This is a genomic window from Stenotrophomonas sp. GZD-301 (genome assembly GCF_049310345.1).
GTDB lineage: Bacteria > Pseudomonadota > Gammaproteobacteria > Xanthomonadales > Xanthomonadaceae > Stenotrophomonas.
The window spans coordinates 1-22,591 of the sequence record NZ_JBMOWY010000033.1; the positions used below are offsets into that span (position 1 = coordinate 1).

The 22,591-nt window shown below is 63.3% G+C and carries 22 protein-coding genes; 4 read left to right on the top strand and 18 right to left on the bottom strand.

Going from position 1 to position 22,591, the window contains the following annotated elements:
• Positions 1–325: 325 nt before the first annotated feature.
• From cyoD to cyoA, 4 genes are read right to left on the bottom strand one after another with little or no spacing between them, the layout of a single operon-like run.
• On the bottom strand, positions 326–676 hold the full coding sequence (gene cyoD / locus ACO6VK_RS09235) for a cytochrome o ubiquinol oxidase subunit IV (protein WP_411850335.1): 351 nt from the start codon (positions 674–676) through the stop codon (positions 326–328).
• Positions 676–1,317 (bottom strand): cytochrome o ubiquinol oxidase subunit III, encoded by a 642-nt coding sequence (gene cyoC / locus ACO6VK_RS09240; protein ID WP_422506582.1) that lies wholly within the window; start codon positions 1,315–1,317, stop codon positions 676–678. Before cyoC ends, cyoD begins: the two co-directional genes overlap by 1 nt.
• On the bottom strand, positions 1,314–3,311 hold the full coding sequence (gene cyoB, locus ACO6VK_RS09245) for a cytochrome o ubiquinol oxidase subunit I (RefSeq protein ID WP_422506612.1): 1,998 nt from the start codon (positions 3,309–3,311) through the stop codon (positions 1,314–1,316). The genes cyoC and cyoB overlap by 4 nt, the downstream gene beginning before the upstream one ends.
• Positions 3,312–3,319: 8 nt before the next feature.
• Positions 3,320–4,405, bottom strand: a complete 1,086-nt coding sequence (gene cyoA, locus ACO6VK_RS09250; protein WP_422506583.1) for a ubiquinol oxidase subunit II — start codon at positions 4,403–4,405, stop codon at positions 3,320–3,322.
• 343 nt (positions 4,406–4,748) lie between these two features.
• Here cyoA and ACO6VK_RS09255 point away from each other — a divergent pair, with 343 nt between their 5' ends.
• Positions 4,749–6,770: an acyltransferase family protein gene (locus ACO6VK_RS09255; RefSeq protein ID WP_422506584.1), complete on the top strand. Its 2,022-nt coding sequence runs from the start codon at positions 4,749–4,751 to the stop codon at positions 6,768–6,770.
• Between the two features lie 80 nt (positions 6,771–6,850).
• Here the strand turns inward: ACO6VK_RS09255 and ACO6VK_RS09260 are convergent, their stop codons facing one another.
• Genes ACO6VK_RS09260 through ACO6VK_RS09280 form a run of 5 tightly spaced genes read right to left on the bottom strand, consistent with a single transcriptional unit; the run spans position 6,851 to position 12,754 of the window.
• A complete protein-coding gene (locus ACO6VK_RS09260) occupies positions 6,851–7,861 on the bottom strand; it encodes a 2-hydroxyacid dehydrogenase (protein WP_422506585.1) in 1,011 nt (336 codons plus the stop codon).
• A 58-nt stretch (positions 7,862–7,919) separates the two neighbouring features.
• Positions 7,920–9,902 carry a TonB family protein gene (locus tag ACO6VK_RS09265; protein WP_422506586.1) on the bottom strand — a complete coding sequence of 661 codons (1,983 nt, stop codon included), beginning with the start codon at positions 9,900–9,902 and terminating at the stop codon, positions 7,920–7,922.
• Entirely contained in the window at positions 9,899–11,311 is a 1,413-nt protein-coding gene (locus ACO6VK_RS09270) for a hypothetical protein (RefSeq protein WP_422506587.1), read from the bottom strand. Before ACO6VK_RS09270 ends, ACO6VK_RS09265 begins: the two co-directional genes overlap by 4 nt.
• Positions 11,312–11,315: 4 nt before the next feature.
• Entirely contained in the window at positions 11,316–12,071 is a 756-nt protein-coding gene (locus ACO6VK_RS09275) for a PP2C family serine/threonine-protein phosphatase (RefSeq protein ID WP_422506588.1), read from the bottom strand.
• 2 nt (positions 12,072–12,073) lie between these two features.
• Positions 12,074–12,754, bottom strand: coding sequence for a vWA domain-containing protein (locus tag ACO6VK_RS09280; protein ID WP_411850326.1), 681 nt, complete (start codon positions 12,752–12,754; stop codon positions 12,074–12,076).
• A 128-nt stretch (positions 12,755–12,882) separates the two neighbouring features.
• Here ACO6VK_RS09280 and ACO6VK_RS09285 point away from each other — a divergent pair, with 128 nt between their 5' ends.
• Together ACO6VK_RS09285 and ACO6VK_RS09290 are read left to right on the top strand one after the other, a co-directional pair.
• Entirely contained in the window at positions 12,883–13,689 is an 807-nt protein-coding gene (locus ACO6VK_RS09285; protein ID WP_422506589.1) for an alpha/beta fold hydrolase, read from the top strand.
• Positions 13,686–15,002 carry a diguanylate cyclase gene (locus tag ACO6VK_RS09290; protein WP_422506590.1) on the top strand — a complete coding sequence of 439 codons (1,317 nt, stop codon included), beginning with the start codon at positions 13,686–13,688 and terminating at the stop codon, positions 15,000–15,002. Before ACO6VK_RS09285 ends, ACO6VK_RS09290 begins: the two co-directional genes overlap by 4 nt.
• Before the next feature lie 637 nt (positions 15,003–15,639).
• On the opposite strand, the gene ACO6VK_RS09295 is transcribed toward ACO6VK_RS09290, so the two are convergent.
• The 8 genes from ACO6VK_RS09295 to ACO6VK_RS09330 form a co-directional block, all read right to left on the bottom strand.
• Positions 15,640–16,068, bottom strand: a complete 429-nt coding sequence (locus ACO6VK_RS09295) for a tetratricopeptide repeat protein (RefSeq protein ID WP_422506591.1) — start codon at positions 16,066–16,068, stop codon at positions 15,640–15,642.
• Between the two features lie 50 nt (positions 16,069–16,118).
• Positions 16,119–16,466: a hypothetical protein gene (locus ACO6VK_RS09300; protein ID WP_422506592.1), complete on the bottom strand. Its 348-nt coding sequence runs from the start codon at positions 16,464–16,466 to the stop codon at positions 16,119–16,121.
• Positions 16,467–16,777: 311 nt separating this feature from the next.
• Positions 16,778–17,092: a hypothetical protein gene (locus ACO6VK_RS09305; protein ID WP_422506593.1), complete on the bottom strand. Its 315-nt coding sequence runs from the start codon at positions 17,090–17,092 to the stop codon at positions 16,778–16,780.
• Positions 17,093–17,203: 111 nt separating this feature from the next.
• Positions 17,204–17,566 carry a hypothetical protein gene (locus ACO6VK_RS09310; protein ID WP_422506594.1) on the bottom strand — a complete coding sequence of 121 codons (363 nt, stop codon included), beginning with the start codon at positions 17,564–17,566 and terminating at the stop codon, positions 17,204–17,206.
• A gap of 962 nt (positions 17,567–18,528) precedes the next feature.
• On the bottom strand, positions 18,529–18,750 hold the full coding sequence (locus tag ACO6VK_RS09315; RefSeq protein WP_422506595.1) for a hypothetical protein: 222 nt from the start codon (positions 18,748–18,750) through the stop codon (positions 18,529–18,531).
• 592 nt (positions 18,751–19,342) lie between these two features.
• Positions 19,343–19,714, bottom strand: coding sequence for a DUF7668 domain-containing protein (locus ACO6VK_RS09320; protein ID WP_422506596.1), 372 nt, complete (start codon positions 19,712–19,714; stop codon positions 19,343–19,345).
• Positions 19,715–19,886: 172 nt separating this feature from the next.
• Positions 19,887–20,351 carry a hypothetical protein gene (locus ACO6VK_RS09325; RefSeq protein ID WP_422506597.1) on the bottom strand — a complete coding sequence of 155 codons (465 nt, stop codon included), beginning with the start codon at positions 20,349–20,351 and terminating at the stop codon, positions 19,887–19,889.
• 307 nt (positions 20,352–20,658) lie between these two features.
• A complete protein-coding gene (locus ACO6VK_RS09330; RefSeq protein ID WP_422506598.1) occupies positions 20,659–20,925 on the bottom strand; it encodes a hypothetical protein in 267 nt (88 codons plus the stop codon).
• Here ACO6VK_RS09330 and ACO6VK_RS09335 point away from each other — a divergent pair.
• Entirely contained in the window at positions 20,918–21,181 is a 264-nt protein-coding gene (locus ACO6VK_RS09335) for a hypothetical protein (protein ID WP_422506599.1), read from the top strand. The two genes, ACO6VK_RS09330 and ACO6VK_RS09335, sit on opposite strands and share 8 nt — an antisense overlap.
• A 324-nt stretch (positions 21,182–21,505) precedes the next feature.
• Here ACO6VK_RS09335 and ACO6VK_RS09340 read toward each other — a convergent pair whose 3' ends face one another.
• The gene (locus ACO6VK_RS09340) at positions 21,506–22,015 is read right to left on the bottom strand and encodes a hypothetical protein (RefSeq protein WP_422506600.1); all 510 of its coding nucleotides are present in this window, start codon (positions 22,013–22,015) and stop codon (positions 21,506–21,508) included.
• Between the last annotated feature and the right edge of the window lie 576 nt (positions 22,016–22,591).

Consider the following 22,591-nt stretch of genomic DNA (forward strand, 5'->3'; position numbering starts at 1 on the left):
GGTGCGCACACATTCGACACACAACAGAACAGTACGAACACCCAGCTGACACCCACCGCACCATGCCGGCCAACGGTCGGCACCTACCGCACCATGCCGAGCAACGGTCGGCACCTACCGCACCGTGGCGACCAACGGTCGGGGCCTGCCGGATCGTGGCGACCAACGGTCGGCACTACCCGCGCACGCACCGGTCTCCCTCGGCGCGCACCCGGGTAGAGCCGACCGTTGGTCGGCTGCCTTTCGCTCCGGCACCGACCCTCTCACCCCACAAACAAAAAGGCCGCCCGAAGGCGGCCTTTCTGCATGCCAAGGTCGGACGACCTCAATGCATCATGTGCACGTTCATGTTGTGCATGACCCACAGCGAACCGGCGACGATGATGCCGATCACCACGACGGTGAAGGCCGCCGCGCTGACGTTCCAGCGCTGCTCCGAGGAGCGGTCCAGGTGCAGGAAGAACACCAGGTGCACCAGGATCTGCAGCACCGCGGCGATCACGATGATGATGCCGGTGGTCAGGCGCGGCAGGTCGCCGTGCATGACTGCCCAGAACGGGATGATGGTCAGCACTGCAGCCAGCAGGAAACCGATCAGGTACGACTTGACGCTGCCGTGGCTCTCGCCGGCGGCGCTGTGGCCGTGGTCGTGTGCGTGATTGTCATGTGCGGACATTACAGCGCTCCATTCAGATAGACGACGGAGAACACGCCGATCCAGATCAGATCCAGGAAGTGCCAGAACAGGCTCAGGCACGCCATGCGGGTCTTGTTGGTCGGGGTCAGGCCGTTCTGCTTGATCTGGATGAACATGATCAGCAGCCACAGCAGACCCGCGCTCACGTGCAGACCGTGGGTGCCGACCAGCGCGAAGAACGCCGACAGGAACGCACTGTGGTCCGGACCGTAGCCCTGGTGGATCAGGTGGTTGAACTCCCACACTTCCATGACCATGAAGCCGAAGCCCAGCAGCCAGGTGATCGCCAGCCACAGGTACATCTGGCCGATCTTGTGCTTGTGCATGGCGATCATGCCCAGGCCGAAGGTCAGCGAGGACACCAGCAGCAGCGTGGTTTCCCACGCGACGAACGACAGTTCGAACAGATCCTTCGGACCCGGGCCGCCGTTGGTACCGCCGGACAGCACGATGTAGGTCGCAAACAGCGTGGCGAAGATGAGGCAGTCGCTCATCAGGTACACCCAGAAACCGAAGACGGTGTTGCCGCCGGTGTCGTGGTGCTCGTGGTCATCATGACCGTGGGCCGCCGCATGCGCGGCGTGCCCGTGGTTCATGGTGTTGGGGGTAGTGCTGCTCATGCCTTCAGCTCCGATTTCACCAGGCCCTGCGCCACCAGGTGGCGACGGTGCTCATTCTCGATCCGCTCCACTTCGGCGGCCGGCACGTAGTAATCCACGTCCTTGTCGAAGGTGCGCCAGATGAAGGTGCCGATCATGCCGATCATGCCCACGATGGCCAGCCACCAGATGTGCCAGATCATCGCAAAGCCGAACACCAGGCTGAAGGCGCCGATCACCACACCGGTGCCGGTGTTGCGCGGCATGTGGATGTCGGTGTACTTGGCCGGGCGTTCCCACGCCTCACCACGCTGCTTGCGCTCCCAGAACTCGTCCAGTTCGTTGACGCGCGGCAGCGAGCCGAAGTTGTAGAACGACGGCGGCGAAGAGGTTTCCCACTCCAGCGTACGGGCGTCCCACGGGTCGCCGGTCAGGTCGGCGGTCTTCTTGCGGTCGCGGATCGACACGGCGATCTGGATGACCTGGCACAGGATGCCGGCACCGATGATGAAGGCACCGAACATGGCGATGATCAGCAGCGGCTGGTACTCCATGTTCGGGTAGCTCTGCATGCGGCGGGTCATGCCCATGAAGCCCAGGATGTACAGCGGCATGAACGCCACATAGAAGCCGATGAACCAGCACCAGAACGCGCGCTTGCCCCAGGTTTCGTTGAGACGGAAGCCGAACATCTTCGGCCACCAGTAGGTGATGCCGGCGAACATGCCGAACACCACGCCGCCGATGATGACGTTGTGGAAGTGGGCGATCAGGAACAGGCTGTTGTGCAGCACGAAGTCGATGGCCGGGATCGCCAGCATCACGCCGGTCATGCCGCCGATGGTGAAGGTGACCATGAAGCCGATGGTCCACAGCACCGGGGTCGTGAACTGCACGCGACCGCGGAACATGGTGAACAGCCAGTTGAAGATCTTCACACCGGTGGGAATGGAGATGATCATCGTCGTGATGCCGAAGAAGGCATTGACGTTGGCACCCGAGCCCATCGTGAAGAAGTGGTGCAGCCAGACGATGAACGACAGCACGCCGATGCAGGCCGTGGCGTAGACCATGCCCTTGTAGCCGAACAGCGCCTTGCGCGAGAACGTGGCGATGACTTCGGAGAACACGCCGAATGCCGGCAGAACCAGGATATAGACTTCCGGGTGACCCCAGATCCAGATCAGGTTGATGTACAGCATGGCGTTGCCGCCACCGTCATTGGTGAAGAAGTGCGTGCCCAGGTAACGGTCCAGGGTCAGCAGCACCAGGGTGATGGTCAGCACCGGGAAGGCGGCGATGATCAGCACGTTGGTGACCAGCGCGGTCCAGGTGAACACCGGCATCTGCATCAGCTTCATGCCGGGGGTGCGCATCTTCAGGATGGTGATGAAGAAGTTGATGCCGCTCAGCGTGGTACCCAGGCCAGCGACCTGCAGGCCCCAGATGTAGTAATCGACACCTACCCCTGGACTGTATTCCTTGCCCGACAACGGCGGGAAGGCCAGCCAGCCGGTCTGCGCGAACTCACCGACACCCAGCGAGATCATCACCAGGCCCGCGCCCGCCACGAACAGCCAGAAGCTGAGCGAGTTGACGAACGGGAAGGCGACGTCGCGTGCGCCGATCTGCAGCGGCACGACGACGTTCATCAGGCCGGTGATCAGCGGCATCGCCACGAAGAAGATCATGATCACGCCGTGGGCGGTGAAGATCTGGTCGTAGTGATGCGGCGGCAGGACGCCCTCGGCGCCGCCGGCCGCCATCGCCTGCTGGACACGCATCATGATCGCGTCGGCAAAGCCGCGCAGCAGCATGACGAAGGCGACGATGAGGTACATCACGCCGATCTTCTTGTGGTCGACCGAGGTGAACCACTCTTTCCAGAGATAGCCCCACAGCTTGAACTTGGTGATCAGGGCCAGCAACAGCAGGCCACCGATGCCCGCGCCGATCAGCGTGGTGATGATGATCGGGTCGTGCGGGATGTCGGCAAATGTCAGTTTACCCAACAGATTCATGCTCATTCTCCCGAGCCGCCGTGGCCGGTGTGACCGGCGGCGGCGTGCTCGTCTGCAGTGTGTTCGGCATGCGCATCGGCGGCACCGGCCGCATGGCCGGCGTGCGCGTCGGCGGCGCCGGCAGCGTCATGACCATCGGCCATACCCGGCATGGCGTGGCCTTCGTGGCTTTCGCCCTCGGCGCCGTCATGCTTCATGGCCTTGTGGTCGTGCTTCATGCCGTAGTGCTGGTTGTCGCCCATGTGCTTGGCGATCACCCAGTCGAACAGGCCAGCCTCGACGGTGCCGTAGTAGGTCACCGGGTGCCAGTCGTGGTTCTTCTCGGCGCCCAGCGCGTTGAAGGCGGCCTTGTCCAGGCTGCCGCTCTCGGCACGCACCTTGGTCAGCCACGCCTGGTACTGCGCGTCGGTCACCGAGTGGGCACTGAAATGCATCTTGCTGAAGCCCGCGCCGCTGTAGTGCGAGGACATGCCCGGGAATTCACCGGTCTCGTTGGCGATCAGATGGAGCTTGGTCTCCATCGCCGTCATCGAGTAGATCATGCTGCCCAGATGCGGGATGAAGAACGCATTCATCACCGAATCGGACGTGATCTTGAAGTTCAGCGGGGTATCGACCGGGAAGGTGATCTCGTTGACCGTGGCGATCTTCTCTTCCGGATAGATGAACAGCCACTTCCAGTCCAGCGAAATGGCCTCGATCACCACCGGCTTCTTGTCGGAAACAAGAGGACGGTACGGATCCAGCGCGTGCGAGGAGCGCCAGGTCAGCACTGCCAGCACCAGCACGATCATGCACGGGATCGACCACACCACCACTTCGATCGCGGTGGAATGCGACCACTTCGGCTCATAGCGGGCCTTGGTGTTGGACGCACGGTACTTCCACGCGAAGGCCAGGGTCATGACGATGACCGGCACGACGACCAGCAGCATCAGCACGGTAGCCGTGATCAGCAGGGTCTTTTCGTCGTGGCCGATCTGGCCCTTGGGGTTGAGGATGGCCGAGTTGCAGCCCGTGAGGAACACGGACAACGCAAACAGCAGGCCCGGACGCAAAAAGCGTCCAAGGGGTTTCAACGGAATCATCGGTCGATCCAATTGCGTAGGGAATGCAGGTCAGGCCCGCCCCATCCCGGCCAAAGCCGGTTGTGCCGGTCCAGGGGGACGGGCACAGGGACGTTCTTGTCAGCCCTCTAATTTTAGGCCGTCACGCACCATTTAAGAAAGGCATTGACAATGATCCAGCGCAGGAAAGCCCTGTTTTGGGCTGCGACACGTTGTCGCACCGCGCGCAGGGCGCCCGGATCGGCACAGTTCCCGCCGTTCAGGTATAGACAATTGCCCCCCCTCTCACCTTGCTAATGGATGGAGTCGATTCTTCCAACGGCTCACAGCTACAATCTTGACGCTTTGTTAACAGGGGAAGAGGATGAAACACCAGGATGCAGCAACCGCCGTTGCTGCCAACGCGCATGGACCATATCGCGCGGACATTGACGGCCTGCGCGCCATCGCGGTTGTAGGCGTATTGCTCTACCACGCATTTCCGAAACTCCTGCCCGGCGGATTCGTCGGTGTGGACGTCTTCTTCGTCATTTCCGGCTTCCTGATCACCCGGGTGATCCTGGATGGCCTGGACCAGTCCCGCTTCAGCATCGGCGACTTCTACGCGCGCCGCGTGCGACGGATCTTCCCCGCTCTGCTGCTGGTCCTGGCGGCCTGCTTCGCGTTCGGCTGGAAGACCATGCTGGCCGAGGATCTGGCTCATCTCGGCAAGCAGACCGCCGGGGGTGCCGGGTTCGTCGCCAACCTGGTGCTCTGGAGCGAAGCGGGCTACTTCGACATCGCTTCGGCGAGCAAGCCGCTGCTGCATCTTTGGTCGCTGGGCATCGAAGAGCAGTTCTACCTGGCCTGGCCGTTGCTGCTGTGGGCGGCCTGGCGGATGCGCCTGCCGCTGATGCCGGTCATCATCGCCACCGCCGTCGCCTCCTTCCTGGTGAACCTGCACCATCAGGGCGGCAACCCGACCGCCGCGTTCTACTCCCCCCTGTCACGGGCCTGGGAATTGATGATCGGCGGCATGCTGGCGCACTGGAGCTCTGTGCAAGGTGCCCGTGAGCGCACCCGGTGGGCGGCCCGCCTGAGCCGTTCCGGCATGGCGATGCCTGCCGAAACCGCGGCGCTGGTCCGCGCCTGCGCTGCATGGGTGGGCGTGGCCCTGATCGTGATCGCAATGCTGAGCATCCGTTCGACCATGCCTTTCCCAGGCGTGCGCGCCCTGCTGCCGACCCTGGGCACCGCCCTGCTGATTGGCGCGGGTCCGTCCACCCCCGTAGCGCGTTGGATTCTCTCCAGCCGCCCCTTCGTGTGGATCGGCCTGATCAGCTACCCCCTGTATCTCTGGCACTGGCCGCTGCTCACCCTGTCCCGCAATGCCTACGGCGACCTCAGCAGCCTGGACCGCGCTGGCCTGCTGCTGGCCAGCGTGGTTCTCGCCTTGCTTACCTGGCGCCTGGTCGAGCGGCCGCTTCGCTCCTCGCGGCGCGGCGGCATCAAGGTCGCCATCCTGCTGGTGGGCATGGCCATCATCGGCGTGCTCGGCTACAAAACCTGGAAGAACGCGGGATATCCCTCCCGCTATCCGGAGATCATCCAGCGCGCCACTGAGTACGACCTGGAGGCCTATCGCGCCGGGCTGCGCAACCATGTCTGCTTCATGGAACTGGGCGACAACGCCGACAAGTACGCAGCGGAGTGCGTGGACGACGGTACCCAGCCGCTCTGGGTGCTGTGGGGCGACTCGTCCGCGGCGTCGCTGTACACCGGCATCCGCAGCCTGCAGCAGCGCAGCAGCCAGATGCGCCTGGCGCAGTTCACGTCCTCGGCCTGCCCGCCGATGGCCGGCTTCGCAGGCCCCAATCCGGCGTGTACGTACAACAACGACTGGGCCCTGGCCTCTATCGCGCGGCTCAAGCCGGACACCGTGCTGATGGCCGCCATGTGGCACGAGTACGACAAGGCGAAACTTCCGGCCACGCTTGCCCACCTCAAGGCCCTCGGCGTTCGCCGCGTGGTCATGCTGGGGCCGCCGCCGTCGTGGAAGGACACCCCGTCGCGGATCGTGTTCAATATCTGGCGCGACGACCCGCTGCATGCCACGCCTTCGTCGCGCCTGGACTACAGCAAGTACGGCATGGGGCAGGATGCCGCGGCCGGTGCGGCCGATTACCGGACCGCCACGGCCGAAGTGCTCCTGCGCGATATCGCCAAACAGACCGGCGTGGAGTACATCTCGCTGACCGAGGTGCTGTGCAACGATGACGGCTGCCTGACCCGCTCTGATTCAAAGAGCGGTGAGACGTTCTATCTGGATATCGTGCACCTCACCCCGGCCGGGTCGCGCTTCACCGTGGACCTGATCGGCAAGCAGCTGCTGCAGGACGCGCCCTGACGCCGGACGCGAACGCACCCGCTGTCCTGACGCAGGCGGCCGCTCCGGTACTGGAGCGGCCGTCTGCGTTCAAGGCGGTGTTACCCGGCGGGCGGGGCAACGGCGTTCGGGCACGGCGTACCCGCCGCGTAATGCTCCAGATTGCGCAGGGTGATCTGCGCGATCTCCTGCAGCGCCTCAGCAGTGAAGAAGCCCTGGTGGCCCGTCACCAGGACGTTGGGGAAGGTCATCAGGCGCTGGAACACCTCGTCGTCGATGATCTCGCCGGAGCGGTCCTGGAAGAACAGCGCGCTCTCCTGCTCGTATACGTCGATGGCCAGCTGGGCGAGATGGCGCGACTTCAGCGCATCGATCACCGCATGGGTGTCCACCAGCCCGCCACGTGAGGTGTTGACCAGCATCGCGCCAGGCTTCATCGATGCCAGTGCGGCAGCATCGATCAGGTGGTGGGTCTGCGGCGTCAGCGGGCAATGCAGCGAGACGATGTCCGAGCGCGCCAGCAGCACCTCCAGCGCAACGGATTGGCCGAGCGCCTCGAACGCGGCGGACGGCCACGGGTCGTGGCCCAGCACCGTGCATCCCATGCCGTGGAAGATGCGGGCGGTGGCCAGGCCGATCTGCCCGGTACCGACGATGCCCACTGTTTTGCCGTGCAACGTGCGACCGAGCAGGCCATCGAGCATGAAGTTGCCGTCGCGCACGCGGTTGTAGGCGCGGTGCGTCTGACGATTGAGCGTCATGACCAGCGTCAGCGTGTGTTCGGCCACCGCCTCAGGGGAATACGCCGGCACGCGCGCCACGAACAGCCCGAGCCGCTGTGCAGTGACCAGATCGACCATGTTGAATCCCGCGCAGCGCAGCAGCAACGCACGCACCCCCTGGGCATGCAGCGCCTCCAGCACCGGCGCGTCCAGGCGATCGTTGACGAACACACAGACCGCTTCGCAGTCCTGCGCCAGCGCCACCGTGTGCACATCCAGCGCGGCGTCAAAGTACAGAAACCCGAAGGCAGCGTTCCCGCCATCACGTGCGTTGGCGGCATCCAGGAACAGACGGTCGTAGGGGCGTGCGCTGAAAACGGCGATCTTCATCGGGAGCTCGGTGAGTGGGCCCCTGCCACGATAGCGCGGAAGCGCGTGCCCGGGCCGCTCAGATTCCCGCGTTGAAGGTCACGGGGATGCGCAGCGTGATCTCCTCCACGTCCGTCACGGCCCGCGTCGGAGTCACATGCCAGCCGCGCGCGGCCTGCAACGCCGCGCGGTCGAGCTCGGGGTGGCCACTGCTCTCGGCCACGCGCGCGTCCAGCACCCGCCCGCCGGCAGACATCCTGAGCACCAGCACGACGCGTCCATCGGGCCGTTCGCCCCCCTGCATCGTGGGATAGCGCGGGGGATGGCGGCGCGCCTGCGCCGACAGCTGCGCCCCAAGCGACTGCGCAGGATCCAACTGCGGCGGTGGCGGCGTGGTACCGACCGGGAACGGCGCGGCATCCTCCGCAGGAGGCGACGCCTGGACCGCGGCAGGCGCCTTGAACACGACCTCGACGCGCCTGCGCTCGCCGCCCTTGGGCACCTTGGTGGCGCTTCGCCAGTCGCGCGCGCCATGTCGCGCCGCCTGGTCCAGGTCCGGGCTGCCGCTGCCGGTCTCGATCAAGACCGACGTCACCTGCCCGTCCTCCCAGACATCGAGCACCAGCACCGCACGCGTGTCCGTGACGATACCCGGCGGGCGCAACGGGATGCCCGGCGGCGTCACCTTGAATCCGGCGGCGGCCAGATCAACCTGCACCTCGCCACGATCGCGGCGCGGCATCGGCGCCGGCGGTTCCGGCGGCGGCCGCAGTGCCAGTCCCGTACGCTCGATCAACAATCCGGCCGGCGGCATAGCCCGCTCGGCCTGCACGTCGTGACGCGGCGTGCGCCCGGTCGGCACCTCGATCACCCGCTCGGCGCGCGGCACCGCATCCGGCCCCTGTGCAGGCGCGGGATCGGCGGCGGGCTTGCCGATCAACAAGGCCGCACGCGACGCCAGAATGTCCCGTCGGGTCGACGACCCGCTCCCGGCCACCGTCGACATGGTCAAGACATCGCTGCCCAGCATCAGCGTGTTCACGTCGAATGCGCCGGCATCGGCGCCGACCATGCGCTCGCGCCCTTCAAGTATGCCGGCGATCACCAGCGCGCCCAGCGACAGCTCTTCGTCCTTGTCCACCACCGTTGCCGCGTAGGCTTCCCACAGCCGCCGGTCCATCGGCGCATAGGCGAACAGCACCTCCTGCAGCGCATGGACCCGCCACAACCGTCGCTCCATCGCGGCATCGGACTCGGCATCGACGGCCCCGTCACGGCCCAACCACCGCGATACCGCCAGCGTCCTGAGATCGATCGCCATCAACCGCAGCGGCACGTTGATGTTCGACGCAGACTGATCCCACATCTGTTCCAGCAGTTCCACCTGCCGCGCTTCCAGCGTCTGGATCTGCTCGGCGGTGGCCGGGTCCGGGGCCGGCACGCGTCGTCCGCGCGCATCCCGCCCGCCGACGTTCAGCTTGCCCAGCGCCTCCACGGTGTCGTTGTAGGCCAGCCGCAGGCGCTCATAGGCGGCCGCATCCTCCGCCACCCGGGGCGGGTTGCGCGACCACCGGTGCAGCTCCTCGAGCAGCGCATCGGCACCCTGGCGATCACCGCGCGCCGCGGCCCGTGCGGTCTCCTGCACCTTGGCCACCATCTCGCGTTCGAAGTGGGCGCGCGAATACCAGCGCGGCACGTGGCCATGCTGTTCCGGCGCGTCCTCGGCCTGTTCCACCGGCGCGGCGTTGCGGGCGGCCCGTTCCGGCGACAGGCCGGTGGCAAAGAAGATCAGGAAGAACACGAAGCCCAGACCACCGCCGGCGAGCAGATAGCTCAACGCGCGGTCCTGCCACGCCACGCGCAGGAACGACAGCACCGACACCGTGCCGCCCAGCAGCACCGCCGTGCGGAACGCCGCGCGGCTGTCGCCGAGCGGGCCGGTGGCCAGCAGGTGGCCCACCCAGGCGATGGCCCCGTACACCAGCGCGCCCGTCCAGCCCCAGAACGGCGACAGCCCGATGAAGACCACCACGGCGATGATCAGGATCGCGACGACCTTCATGGCCGTCTGCTCAGGATCAGCACCGGCACGAACAGGATGAAGGCCAGAATCGCGATGCCCAGCATGACCAGATGCATCCCCAGCGGCAGGCCGTCGGCCATTGCCGGCACCACCAGGTCCGCATAGCGCCGGAAGGCCGGCATGCCCCACCCCATCACCCAGCCCAGCAGCAGGGTACCGATCACCGCCATCGCCGCCCGCGTACCGATGCCGGGCAGCGTGCTGGCCGTTGCCGCCTGGCCCGCTGGAGCCGCCTGTCCGAGCGGCGCCCTGGCAGCGGCAGCGGTGTTGGCCGCCGGGCGCCGGGCCGGTTGCCGCCGCTTGCCGCCGTTGCCGGCCTTGCGCCGCGACTGCGCTTTGGCCGCGCGCACAGTGCCGGCCAGCAGCCCCGCGCGCGCGCAGGCCGCACAGGGCATGCCGGCAAAGTGCTGGTGCGCGGCATCCTGGCTGCATTCCACCAGGTGCCCTGCACTGCGCCGCGCGTAGTCCAGCAGCAGCGTGGCCCATTCCTGTGCCGACGGCCGGCGGCGCGCCTGGGTCGAGAACGCGCGGTCGAACATCTCGCGCAACGCCGCCGGAAACGCCTCATGGCCGCTTACCGGCGACGGCAGCATCTGCGCATGCGCCTTGCGCCCGTACGGGTAAAGGTTCGCGGCGATCCGCCCTGGCAGGTCGCTGGGCAGCGTCGCCCCCTTCGGCCGCCCCGCATAGGGGTGCAACCCCGAGTTGAGCAGCTGGAACACCATCACCGCCAGCGCAAAGCGGTCCTGCGCCTCTTCGGCACCAGCGCTCACGCCCCGCTGATGGAACTCGGCGGCCAGATAGTCCGGTGTGACCTGCCCCGCCGGAAAGCGCTCGCCCTTGCCCTGGATGCTGAAGCCGTCGCAATCGAGCATCGCGATGTACAGCGTCTCGCGGTAGAACCGCACGTTGAGTGGCTTGAGGTCCACGACATAGTGCTGGCGACGGTGCAGCGTGGCCAGCATCGCCGCCAGATTGGCGGCCAGGGTCATCTTCGCGCCGAGCCCGGTCGGCAGGCCTTCCGCGCGCGCCTGGCGTTCCTGCAGCACATGCTCCAGGTCGCTGGTGGCCGACACATCCAGAATCGGCATGGTGAACCCGATGAACTGCCGCGCGCGGTCGCGCAGCAGGCTCACCGGCCAGGCAATCTGCACCAGCCGCTGCCCGTTCTCTTCCACCGTCGGCAGGTCCGGCTGCAGCTCCAGCATCGCGCGCAGCTTGCGCTCGTACACCGGCGCGTCCTTGCTGGTGTGGTACAGCTTGGCCACTTCCTGTGGCCGCTCCTTCAGCAGGAACACGCTGCCGGCGCCACCACTCTTGAGCAGCCGCCCCAGCGTCAGCGGTGTGCCGCGCTGGTCATGGATGGTGTCGCCGCTGCGCGTCGGCATCGGCTCAGGCCGGCAGCGCCACCAGCAACGTCTTGTCGTCGCCGGTGATCTGGTCGGTCCGCGGGTCCGCCAGCGTCGCGCGCAGTGCTTCGCTGCCGTGTTCGCTGTCCACGCCGGCAAGATAGCGGAGTACCGGCGCAATGAAGGGCGGGAACAGGCTGTCGCCGGCGCGCGTCATCGCAAACGGCTGCACGCCGTCGGACATCAGCACCAGCGCCTGCACATCGCCCTCGAAGCGGGTCAGCCGCAACTGCTCGCGCCAGTTCGCGCCGGTCACGAACCAGGTCTCATTGGCGTATTCGCCATTGGCCGGCAGCGAGACCGCATCGGCCACGTCGCCCGTGAACGCGCAGGCCGCCACACCATCGCCGACGTGGAAGAACCAGCCCCCACGCGCGGTGGCAATCGCCCCTACCAGCGTGCAGGCGTGGTCGGAGAGCGTCAGCCCCTGGGCCGCCGCCACCGCCGCCAGCTGTTCGCGTGCGTCTTCGACAGCGGTTTCCAGCATCGCCCGCAGCACATCCACCGTCATCGCCGGCGGGTCATCGCCCAGCGTCGGCGCCCGGCCCACCGCCTCGACCACGCGAGCGGAAAAATGCTGCGCGCCCACGTCGCTGTGCGCAGCCGAGCCCGCGCCATCGCAGACCACCGCCACCACCATCCCGCGCACGCATGCCGATGCGAAGGCATCCTGGCAGGGTTGCCCGCGATCGAGATGGGAACGCCCCGTGGCCGATGCGGCCATCACGCGCCAGGACATGGTCAGACGGGTACTTGCGACCAGCTGTCCGTCGCCGGCAGCTGCACCTGGCCGCCGGGCGTCGAGTTGGACACCACGCGCATGCTCGCGCTGAGCCACAGGAACAGTTCCTTGAACTGCAGCCCCTGCAGGCGCTTCACGCCGCGCTCGCCATTGCGGCTGAACTGGCCAAGCACCCCCATATCGGCGTCGCCCACGGCAATGGGGAACACCGCCACCTTGTTCTGCTGCTCGGCATCGCGGCACTGCGCGGCCACCTCTTCCCACGCATCGGTGGGCTGGCCATCGGACATCAGGAACAGCCACGGCCGCGTATACGCCACGCCCGCCTGCCGGAAGCGGGACTTCTCGTCCTCGATCTCCTGCAGCGCCAGCTCCACGGCTGCGCCGGTGGGCGTGGTGCCATTGGCCACAAGCTGCGGCGCGGCGAAATCCATCGCGTCGCACCAGTCGCCACTGACCGCAGCGTTGTCCATGCCGCCGTACTCCACCAGCAGCACGCGCACGCGCTTGGCCGCGATCACATCGGCCTTCAATTCCTGCTCAAGCAGCTTCAGGCCCGCGTTCAACTGTTCGATCGGGCCGCCGCCCATGCTGCCGGAGCAGTCCAGTACCAGGATCAGCGGCGTGCGCTGCTCACTGTTGTCGACCAGCGAAACGTCGGGGATTGCGGCAATGGACATGGCGTCGAGCCTCCGTGCTCTTGGATCTGCGGAATATGTGAGGCGATTATAGGCCCGTCGGCACCATGCGATAGACCCCGCCCCCGCCTCTCCCCTACCATCGGGCCCTTGTGCGACGCGATGGGCAGATGTGCTTGAACAGCTTCAGCAGCTTCAACGGCCGCCGCAGCGGCAATGGAAAAGACGTCGTCATCCTCTCGCATGGCTTCGGCACCGACCAGAGCGCCTGGACCGCCCTGCGGCCCTGGTTCGAGGCACGCTATGACGTGATCTCCTTTGATCTTGCCGGCTGCGGGCCATTGGGCGCTGACGCTTACGACACCGAGCGGCACGGCTCGCTGTTCGGCTACGCCGACGACCTGCTCGACATCATCGACGAGCTCGACCTGCGCAACTGCACCTACATCGGGCACTCGATGAGCGGGATGATCGGTGCAGCCGCCTCGGTGGCGCGACCGGATCTGTTCGAGCGCATGGTCATCATCGGCGCCTCGCCCCGCTATCTCGACGACGACGGCTACACCGGCGGCTTCCAGCCGGATGACCTGGAACATCTGTTCGAGAGCATGCGCGCCAACTACCAGGCCTGGGTGGCCGGCTTTGCCCCGATGGTGGTCGGCGTGGACGACAGCGCGGTCATCGCCGACTTCTCCAACACCCTGTTCCAGATGCGCCCGGATATCGCCCTCAGTACCTCGCGGACAATCTTCACCTCCGACATGCGGTCGCTGGCGCCACAGCTTTCCACGCCGGTGCACCTGATCCAGACCGCCCACGACATGGCCGTGCCGGTCGCCGTCGGACAGTGGCTGGAGAAGGCCATCAACGGCGCGACCCTGGACGTGATCGACGCGTCGGGCCACCTCCCGCACATGACGGCACCGGAGGAAGTGATCCGCATCCTGGCGCATCGTCTCGGTGGGGCAGCGCGTTGACCACGACCGACAGCCAGGCACTGGCCGCGCTGTGCGACTTCGCACGGCTCACGACCCAGGCAGACCTGGTCATGGCCATCGAGATCCAGGCAGACGGGCGCGCCACCTGGGCCGCCGCGTCCCCCACCGTGCCGGCGGCCGGCTTCAACATGGCCCGCAGCGGCGTGTTCGACCACGCATGGGGTGACCAGCCGATGGAGGCGAGCGGCTTCCGGCTTCCTACGGCCTTCATGCACGCCCTTGGCGGCCCCGCCGCACACCTGCTGTTCGTCCCGGCGCCCTCCCACGGCGCGCCACGCAGTGGCCTGCTTCTGCTGTGGAGGCGCCACGCGCCAACCCTGACAGCGCAGATCCCACTGCTGGCTGGCAGCGTCGCCCGACTTCTCTCGGCGCGGCGCGAGGCCGTGCGCGAGTCCATCGTGCGCAACCAGTTCCTCGACCTGGTCGAGAGCGTCCCGGCAGGCATCGTTCTCATCGACGGCGATGGCCAGAACGCCGTCATCAACGAACGCGCGGCGGACCTGCTGGGCTGCACACCCGGCCACCACCGCGCCGCCGACCTCGCCGGCCCGATGCGGGCACTGCGGCAGCGCTGCGACAACCATGCCGAGCTGGACCAGGCCTACGCCGACCAGATCGGGGACATGAATTTCGCTGCGAAACTCCACTGGACGCTCGGCGAGCGCACCTACGAAGTGGATACCCACCCGGTGCGCGGCAATGGCGAGCACGGGCGCATCTGGCTGTTCGAGGACGTCACCGCCGACCTGCTGATGGCGGCCGAACTGCGCCGCCTCGCGGCGTCCGACCCGCTCACCGGCATCCCCAACCGTCGTCATTTCGAGGAGCGCTCCGCACAGATCATCGCGGCCCGCGAGGCCCAGGGGCGTGCCGTCGCCGTGCTCATGCTCGACGTGGACCATTTCAAGAAGATCAACGACACCTACGGGCATCCGGTCGGCGACGAAGTGCTGAAGGTCGTCGCAAAACGCTGCCGGGACGCGCTGCGCGACCGCGACCTGCTCGCCCGCTTTGGCGGGGAGGAGTTCATCGCCCTGCTGGCCGCGCCCGCCAGCGACGAGGTGCACATTACCGCCGAGCGCCTGCGCCGTGCGATTGCCGCCGAACCGATCAGCGTCGGTGGCGAACGGATTGCGGTATCCATCAGCGTCGGCGGCGCCATCGGTGACGCGCTGCCAGGGTGCGATCAGACATTGCTTGAGGAACTGATCGGGCGCGCCGACGAGGCGCTGTATGAGGCGAAAGCGGGCGGACGGAACCGGGTCAGGATGGCGGAGCCGGTGACGGAGTAGGCACAAACGCTGGTGAGCACAGCATCACCACACGCCAATCATCCAGCGCCATGACGACTCCAATGTTCGCCCGCACGAATACCGGCCGCGCGTTCAAAATCTGCCCTGTGTGCGCTTGCCAAGCAGCAAGGCCATGAACGGACCCAGCATGATGCGAATGCAGTCCGCGACCCATGCGCGACCATGCTGCCCCAGCTCCCTTGCTACCTCCGAGTAGCCAAAGACCCCCTGAAGCTTCCGCCAGCTGCTGCACGCAGATAGAACTTCTTTGCCGCATCCAGATCCACATCAGGCCTGATGCGATGGTAGCGCGCCCATCCAAGAACAACCTCTGGCGTCAAACCACTTCCGGCCGCCTCCTGCAGGTACCCAAACGCATTCTGGTACCCGCTCCGGTCCCCCTTCTTCATGCTCGCGCGAGCCAGGGAACAGAATGATATTGGATCTGGCGCTATCAACGATGCTTGACGATAGTTGTAGATAGCTCTCTCTATATCGGGCTGAAGATCGTGGCCGCTATCTTCATACGCCAGCCCTCGACACCAGTAGCCTGACAACCTGTCTGCCTCATCCTCTTCCCGCGCTTGCTGGCGACGCTCCGCATAGAACGCCATGCCGACGTCACAACCGAAGTGATTCACTTACCCGAAGACGCGTGGAGCTTCCCAAACTCTTCCGCGATGGCACGATTCGCCTTCACACCGATGCCCCAGTAGAACATCCTTCTCAGCTGTGCCGCCGATGACACGTCACCACAACGCCACGCCCGGAGATAGAGTGCAGCCGCCTTCGCCAGGTCTTTCCTGACACCCTCACCATCTTCGTAGCAGACGGCAAGATCGTATGCAGCCTCTGCGACGTCATTGGCCGCAGCCTGCTTGAATAGCGCGACGGCCTTCTTCAAGTTCTTCTTTACATGCCTTCCATACAGATACCAGGTGCCCAGCGCATAGTGCGCTCTGTAGTCCCCAGCCTCCATCGCCGCTACCAGCAGGGGATGGGCCTTTTCAGCGGCATCCTCATTGTTCATTATTGAAAGAGCTTCTTCGTAGTATTCGCTTCTCATTTCCCTTCCGAAATGCGGTTGCTTCCAATAGTTGTCCGAACGTGTCTGAGCTATCTGCTTGACCTGCGGCCGTGCCCCGTGACGGGCGTGCTCAGCACGTACTCCCGCAGCATCGGCAACACGATCCCGATACCGTCCCCCAAGAGGCCTTCGTCAATCATCTCCCTGGCGATCAAGGCGATATCCACTGCCTGCATCGTCAGGGTCCCACCGGCCGACGCCTGGATTGCAACCCGATGCAATGCAGCCACTGGATCAAGATGCCCACGGTCAAGGAACCACTGGACAAGCGCCAGGTGGAGGTCGGGCTGACACCCGGCAAGCGCGTAATGGTCAACCACCCAACGGCCTGCCCTGACCAGTGCGTCACTGTCGCCATGAACCAGATACGCATCCATATCCGACTCAATGGGCGTTGGTACATCAAGCTCGCCTGCCCAGTATTGGCAGATGAGGTCGGGAGCGGGAGCCGTGCCAGCCCCAAGCAACCCATTGCTGAGAACGGCGATGACGATGTCGATGGCGCCCTGCTCCGTTAAATGTAGCTATCGTCGCTACGCATTCGCTCAAAATGGCCTGATCATTTCCTGACCCGCGGCCAGGAATCGACGAAACGGGCCCGTACTTCGGGCAGCTTCAGCCTGTGCCGTCTCACACTTCCGTTCACTGGAACGCTCAGGTGAGCCCGCCAACTCGATGACGTGCCAGCTCATGGACTACGCAAAGCATGCAAATCGGATAAGAGCTGCCTCGCCCTTGCATTGTCAAGCCAACCATTTATCTCAGGGCTTGATATGGCAAAGATCACTGCCGGGATCGCTTCATTGGTCTCAAACGCCACTCCGTCGTTCGCGTCATGGAACTCGGCCCAATCAGCTATTTCCTCTTTCGTGATCTCGCCCGCCAGAAACGCATTCAATGCCCTGGCAACTTCCAAACTCGACAATAGCAGCCATTGGCCGGATTCTTCTGCAGCAGCCAGCTTTGCATGCAACACGTCTAGGGAGTATTCCGAGTCCGTCATCACTTGCGCTTGTCCTTCTCGTGAGTACCTACCCATCCGGGACTACCGTCAATCTTATGTATCGGATCGTGTCGCCTACATCATCGCCCGCGACACCGGAACGAGTCCGAATCAAGCAGGCCCGATGGCCAACAGAACAGCTTCAGTCCCGACCTCCGCACAGATCCGAAGCGCCCGCTCCCGGGCTTCAGACGCCGTCACCCGTCCTGCCATCTTCAGCACTTCAGGCAATGCCTCCGCATCAAGCGCGATCTGGTTCACAACTTCCTCTTGAATGCGGCGGTGCAGCTCAACAGCAGGACCTAGCCGCGCTCTCTCTTCAGCGTGCAGCAGACTTGAATCCTCGTGACCGTCCAACGCCTCGGAGTAATAGAAGTTGGCGTAATTGTCGATGAAGCTCTGAACGTTGACAGCACCGAGCGCAAAATCCCTCACAAGCCTCGTCATATCGATGATCCCAGTCGGGTCATTCATGGTCTACGCAGTGCCTCTCATCTCTATTGGGAAGCCAAGGTGGCTTCCATCGGGAGTTGTTTACACCTGGCACTTGGCCCGGCGGGCGTGCCATACGCCATGTTCGGACTCCTGAGCCAGCTTGAGACGGGAGCGATCACTGCGAAACGTACGTGGACCCGGCGCAATGGACGGGCGTTTCTCCAGCAGCTTGTCCGTCACGAGCCACGAGAAGAACACTTCATTACGCCCTGATGGGGCGCTGCGCCCAATCGTCATCACACTGCCGCGCGTACCACTTTTGAAGCAATGAGATCGCAGCTTCCATCGTCACCCTCACGTCTACGTGCACCTGACGCGACACTTTTGACCCTTAGAGCCACCTTCGGCGTGCTAGGAGAGCACACTACCTGCAGTGGTCGAGCAGGAACAAACTCCACACGAGCACGTCGTCTTGGCGACACCTGACCCCGCCACATCCCGCCTGACAGATCACAACGCAAACACTGTCGCCTGCGGAAACTCTCCCACCACAATTTCAACGCAAGAAACAGATGAAGCAGCAGGTAAATCAATCCAAAGCAAGCCCACACCCCCAATCCAACACCAAGCGCGTCTGGGTGGCCTCCATATGTGAGGACAGCAAAGAACACAAGACCCTTTAGCCCAGCAAAAAAAAACGTCACCACGATTCCCTTGACTAAAGTGTTCACTACTTCCTCTCCTGCTGCTTCTGAACGCAACTCGCCCCTGCTCCCGCGGCATCCTGGCCAGCTTGTGACGCCGCACCTTGGACTGCTGATTGTCGAGGCACAGCAACCCCAGTCGATGCCGTGGTCGCGGCACGGTTGGTCGCCCCTCCGGGGCATTATGACTGGGTCAACCTTTGAAGTGTTCCCCGCGCTGTTGGTCCACCAAAATCGCCGATGACCACGCCGACACCTGTGGCACCTATCAGTCGTGTCTCCAAAGCACGTTGCACATCACGTATCTTCAAGCCTCACCAATTGATCCTCATGAATTTCCGTAGAAGTGCCATCCTCGTACTCCACCGAATAGACCACTCCAGCGGGGAATTTTTTAAAGTAGCTCCCACTGGGTCGATCTGAAAAGACGCCGACCACCCAGACCAGCGCTCCCGGTCGCAAATCAATTCCTGCAGAATCCGCAACGTTGGCGCGGTCTCCGTAATCAAGCTTCGGCATCGTCACTCACTTTGGAACTCGTTAAGGTTTAGCCTACTTAAGCGGAAGAGGTGGGTTGCCTGCGTCGTCAGTCACTGCGGGACGATGCGCGTGTGGCTGTCGAGCGCCCGTCGAGACGACAGCACCTCCTGCGGTCACCGCCTCCGCAAAAGTGGTAGCAACAGATAGGAAAGAGCAGGAATGCGGCTTCCTGACAATTCCAATGCGATTCAACACAGCGTGTCAAATGCTGACAGCGATCCAAGCAACTCACAACTGATCGAACAGCCCCAACTCCGGCCGAGAAGACCGGCATGGACCGTCACGATCCAAGCTTTGGGCCCCGGGGCTTCACGCGAAGAATCAGGCCGCGAACCTGAGCATCCCTGAGCTCGCAGGGGCGGTCCTTGGGCTCAGCTGTGAACGATGCGCTTGGTGAGTGCGGATGACAGTGACCGACTGCCGGTAAGTGGCGATAGAGCCAGAGTAGAACAGGATGAGAGCCGGTGCTTGGATGAGGATCGTCCGCAGTGGACCACCCCACCCCCATACGGTTGCCAGTTCAATCAAAAATCAATCTGAAATTAATGAAATTCAAACAGGCACGCGGGCGCTACGGAACGTATACCAACACTACCTCGTATCGATATTCATCATCAACTTCATACACATGGACCTGAAGCACCAGGTCACTTCTCCCCTCCTCCTCTGTATAAAGATCAACGAGAACGTCCCAAAAATCTCCGTACCAAATGCATAAAGAAGAGTTCCAGGATTCATCCGGCAACTTTCTCAGATGTGCGCCATACGCGCGGATGTTCTCCTGCGCGCTCACCCACACATCCGGAGACTGAAGGCTTACGCGCGGCAGCAATGGCTCGCCCCCCTGGATCAGCGCATCGACGATAGCGGTGAGCGTGGGGCGCCACGCTTGCGGCACCGCAATCTCGTTTTCGCCATCTTTGGCTACGATCGTCTCATTCATTGCTGATCTCTCCCGTGCAATTTCTTGTGGCAGTCCACACAGACCTCAGCGTGATTGGAGGAAGGTTCCGTCGCACTGGAATACCAGACGGCCGTCCTGCGCAACTGGGAGAGTACGCCCCCGGCACCTGGAGTGAATGCCAGAATTCGGCGTCCCGAATGATCCTCAGTCGTCAGTCCACCTTCATCAGATACATGTTGATCGCAGCAACCCCTGCCGACTGATCCGCGTAGATGATTGTCAGTGGGATGGGTGCGCCCTTATCGCAGGGCCATAGAGAATCGGGCGCTTGTGCGACAGTAGCGCTGCCGTTTGCTGCAACCGTCAGACACGCTTTGGGGCGGTACATGAGCTTCGGCGAGCCTGTGACGTCTGTCACGACGCCCGATGGGTCGACCAACTTGACCTGGATCTGGAACGTAGCCCCCTGTGCAACGCCGACCTGGGAGACCAAGGCACCGCTGAGCACCTCCTCTCCGCTTCCGCCGCTTGAAGACTGGGAAAGCTCCCACTCGCCAACCAGCGCCTCCCCTGCAATTGCGGCGCGAAGATGCCAGGCGGGGCGGCCGTCATCCCCGGCGTTGACGCCAAACGCCACTGCGCTCAACAGCATTGCAGTCAATAGTCGGCTTTGCATGATTCCTCCTTGATACAGGCCTTGACGAAAAACGGTGGAGTACTGACACCGTGGCAGCTACTCCTAGGTGCGTCGAGGCCTACGCGGGACTCGATGCGAGGCGATGCCTGGACGAGTGACGACCGAAGCGATTGCTGCGTCCAGCGCCCCAGCCTGATCAAGCGCCCAATTACGTACGCCCACCATTTCCAGAGACTCGCCTGCGCCCAGTATCGAATCGATTTGTTCTGACCATACATACTGAACCACGATCACGACTCCTTTCCAGTCTTCCGCACCTGACGACCCAACGCCCTTCTCTCCACCTTCAACTGATCAGAGAGACCAGTGCGTGCCTGAGAGAAGAGTCGTTTTCCACCACCGCAACCAGATCCATGTCCGGGTCGCCTCCGCCAGCCCCAAACAGGAAATACTCAAGCGCCTCGCCTTCCTCCGAACTGGAAGACGTCACCACGTCAAGATTGTCATCGAGCTCCAGCACTGCATCAAGAGCGTCCTCCAGCGCATCGGAAAACTGTCCAGCGCAACAAACCTCCTTGCAACCCAAACGAACTGCCTGAAGTGCAATGCTCAAGGACGATTCGACGTCCGACATTGTGGAAGCAGGAAGCAACAACGTGCAGTTCTTACTATTGATGCTCTTTTCGGTCCGCGCAAAGGATTCGACATCGCATAGGAAAACTCTGCGAGATCCAAAATTCATCATCATGATCCAGGCCTCGACGGCGGTGGGCATTCGGCCAGGTTTTCGGGAATGGGAGGCTGTCAAACGTCAGCCGGTAATGCGCATTGAAGCCGGTTCATCGCAAGCAAGCTGGCAGCCGCCATGAATACCACATTTTGTGCGCCGAAGGCTGCATACGAAGAATCAGGCCGCGAACCTGGGCGTCCCTGAACTCGTAGGGGCGATCTCGGGGCTCAGCTGTGAGAACAATGCGTTTGGTGAGGGCGGATGACATTAGGCAACCTATCCATCAGTGGCGATAAGGCCAAGTTAGGACAGGATGCGAGACGGTGTCTGGATGCGGATCGTCCGCAAGCAGGTCCTTCTGGAGATAACCTTCCACAAGGCAAGCAAGGCTAGCCGTCCGACTCTGCTGCAACTAGCAACTTCCACCGCTGATGCTTCGTTGCCGTGTCAAAGACAATGATGACTACCGCTCAGCGCCCAACATGAATATGACCGCATTTCCCATTGAAACACAGGAAAGAGAGCCGCCTAAACATGGTCCAGAGCCGGTCGGACGCTCCATCACAACTTGCCAGACAGAATCCTCAATCCCCACATCCTCGTCCGTAGCAACCAGTTCAATGACTGAGTCACCCATAGATAGAGCAAGCCGCCCCTCGGAATCGAGCTCAACACCGGAGACTTCAACGCCAATCTTTCCATAGACCTCTGGGAGGAATACCGCCCTACCCACAAAGAAATCAACATTCCCGACATTGCCGGGAGATGTGAGGCCATCACGGAGAGTGACCGCACATGAGAAGCTCAGATCCACGTACAACGATTTATCAGGGCACGCCGATGCATTGATTAGCCTCAACGTTACCTGAAGGCTACTTACGTTGAATGAATCAAGATATGAACCAAGCAGCATCCCCTCCAAGCTCGAGAGGGCAGCCGCAACATCAACTTCCATCCTTTCGATTCGCGTCATCACAATCTATCTCGATAGTAGATATGACTTCCCGTGCACTGCTCGCCCTTGGGAATACTGCCAAAGTTCTTACCATTCTCAGGATTTACGGGCTGACGCGGGGTGCCTTCTCGCGTCACCGATACTCTGTGTGGATGCTTTGGTCCTCCGTCCATGACTCTAACGTCCATCTTCATGGACGGCACATTGTGAAGCGTTCCCGATTCCGTGCCAGCGTTGTTCGATATCCGCGTTCCCATATACCCAGCATCCTCCAGCGCCGCCCTGGTGTCAGCAGGCCTATCTCCAACCTTCACCCCGGCAACGGTTCGACCTTGCATCTCCGATACCGCAGCCTTGGCAAAGGGGAGTGCCAGATGTTCGACCGAACCTAAGGTACGACGCTTACCGTGCGCCCAGGTGACGATCCAAGCCTTGTGCCCAGAGGGCTGCACACGAAGAATCAGACCGCGAACTTGAGCGTCCCTGAGCTCATAGGGGCGATCCTAGGCTCAGCCGTGAGAACGAGGCGTTTGGTGAGAGCGGATGACATCCGGCGGGTTGTCCGTAAGCGGCCATAAGACCAACTTAGGACAG

Excerpts from the sequence above, each read along its gene's own strand:
- cyoD (WP_411850335.1), bottom strand. The coding sequence starts at position 676 with ATGTCCGCACATGACAATCACGCACACGACCACGGCCACAGCGCCGCC.
- cyoC (WP_422506582.1), bottom strand. The coding sequence starts at position 1,317 with ATGAGCAGCACTACCCCCAACACCATGAACCACGGGCACGCCGCGCAT.
- cyoA (WP_422506583.1), bottom strand. The coding sequence starts at position 4,405 with ATGATTCCGTTGAAACCCCTTGGACGCTTTTTGCGTCCGGGCCTGCTG.
- ACO6VK_RS09255 (WP_422506584.1), top strand. The coding sequence starts at position 4,749 with ATGAAACACCAGGATGCAGCAACCGCCGTTGCTGCCAACGCGCATGGA.
- ACO6VK_RS09260 (WP_422506585.1), bottom strand. The coding sequence starts at position 7,861 with ATGAAGATCGCCGTTTTCAGCGCACGCCCCTACGACCGTCTGTTCCTG.
- ACO6VK_RS09265 (WP_422506586.1), bottom strand. The coding sequence starts at position 9,902 with ATGAAGGTCGTCGCGATCCTGATCATCGCCGTGGTGGTCTTCATCGGG.
- ACO6VK_RS09270 (WP_422506587.1), bottom strand. The coding sequence starts at position 11,311 with ATGCCGACGCGCAGCGGCGACACCATCCATGACCAGCGCGGCACACCG.
- ACO6VK_RS09275 (WP_422506588.1), bottom strand. The coding sequence starts at position 12,071 with ATGTCCTGGCGCGTGATGGCCGCATCGGCCACGGGGCGTTCCCATCTC.
- ACO6VK_RS09280 (WP_411850326.1), bottom strand. The coding sequence starts at position 12,754 with ATGTCCATTGCCGCAATCCCCGACGTTTCGCTGGTCGACAACAGTGAG.
- ACO6VK_RS09285 (WP_422506589.1), top strand. The coding sequence starts at position 12,883 with ATGTGCTTGAACAGCTTCAGCAGCTTCAACGGCCGCCGCAGCGGCAAT.
- ACO6VK_RS09295 (WP_422506591.1), bottom strand. The coding sequence starts at position 16,068 with ATGAGAAGCGAATACTACGAAGAAGCTCTTTCAATAATGAACAATGAG.
- ACO6VK_RS09300 (WP_422506592.1), bottom strand. The coding sequence starts at position 16,466 with ATGGATGCGTATCTGGTTCATGGCGACAGTGACGCACTGGTCAGGGCA.
- ACO6VK_RS09305 (WP_422506593.1), bottom strand. The coding sequence starts at position 17,092 with ATGACGGACTCGGAATACTCCCTAGACGTGTTGCATGCAAAGCTGGCT.
- ACO6VK_RS09310 (WP_422506594.1), bottom strand. The coding sequence starts at position 17,566 with ATGAATGACCCGACTGGGATCATCGATATGACGAGGCTTGTGAGGGAT.
- ACO6VK_RS09315 (WP_422506595.1), bottom strand. The coding sequence starts at position 18,750 with ATGCCGAAGCTTGATTACGGAGACCGCGCCAACGTTGCGGATTCTGCA.
- ACO6VK_RS09320 (WP_422506596.1), bottom strand. The coding sequence starts at position 19,714 with ATGAATGAGACGATCGTAGCCAAAGATGGCGAAAACGAGATTGCGGTG.
- ACO6VK_RS09325 (WP_422506597.1), bottom strand. The coding sequence starts at position 20,351 with ATGCAAAGCCGACTATTGACTGCAATGCTGTTGAGCGCAGTGGCGTTT.
- ACO6VK_RS09335 (WP_422506599.1), top strand. The coding sequence starts at position 20,918 with ATGCTCAAGGACGATTCGACGTCCGACATTGTGGAAGCAGGAAGCAAC.
- ACO6VK_RS09340 (WP_422506600.1), bottom strand. The coding sequence starts at position 22,015 with ATGACGCGAATCGAAAGGATGGAAGTTGATGTTGCGGCTGCCCTCTCG.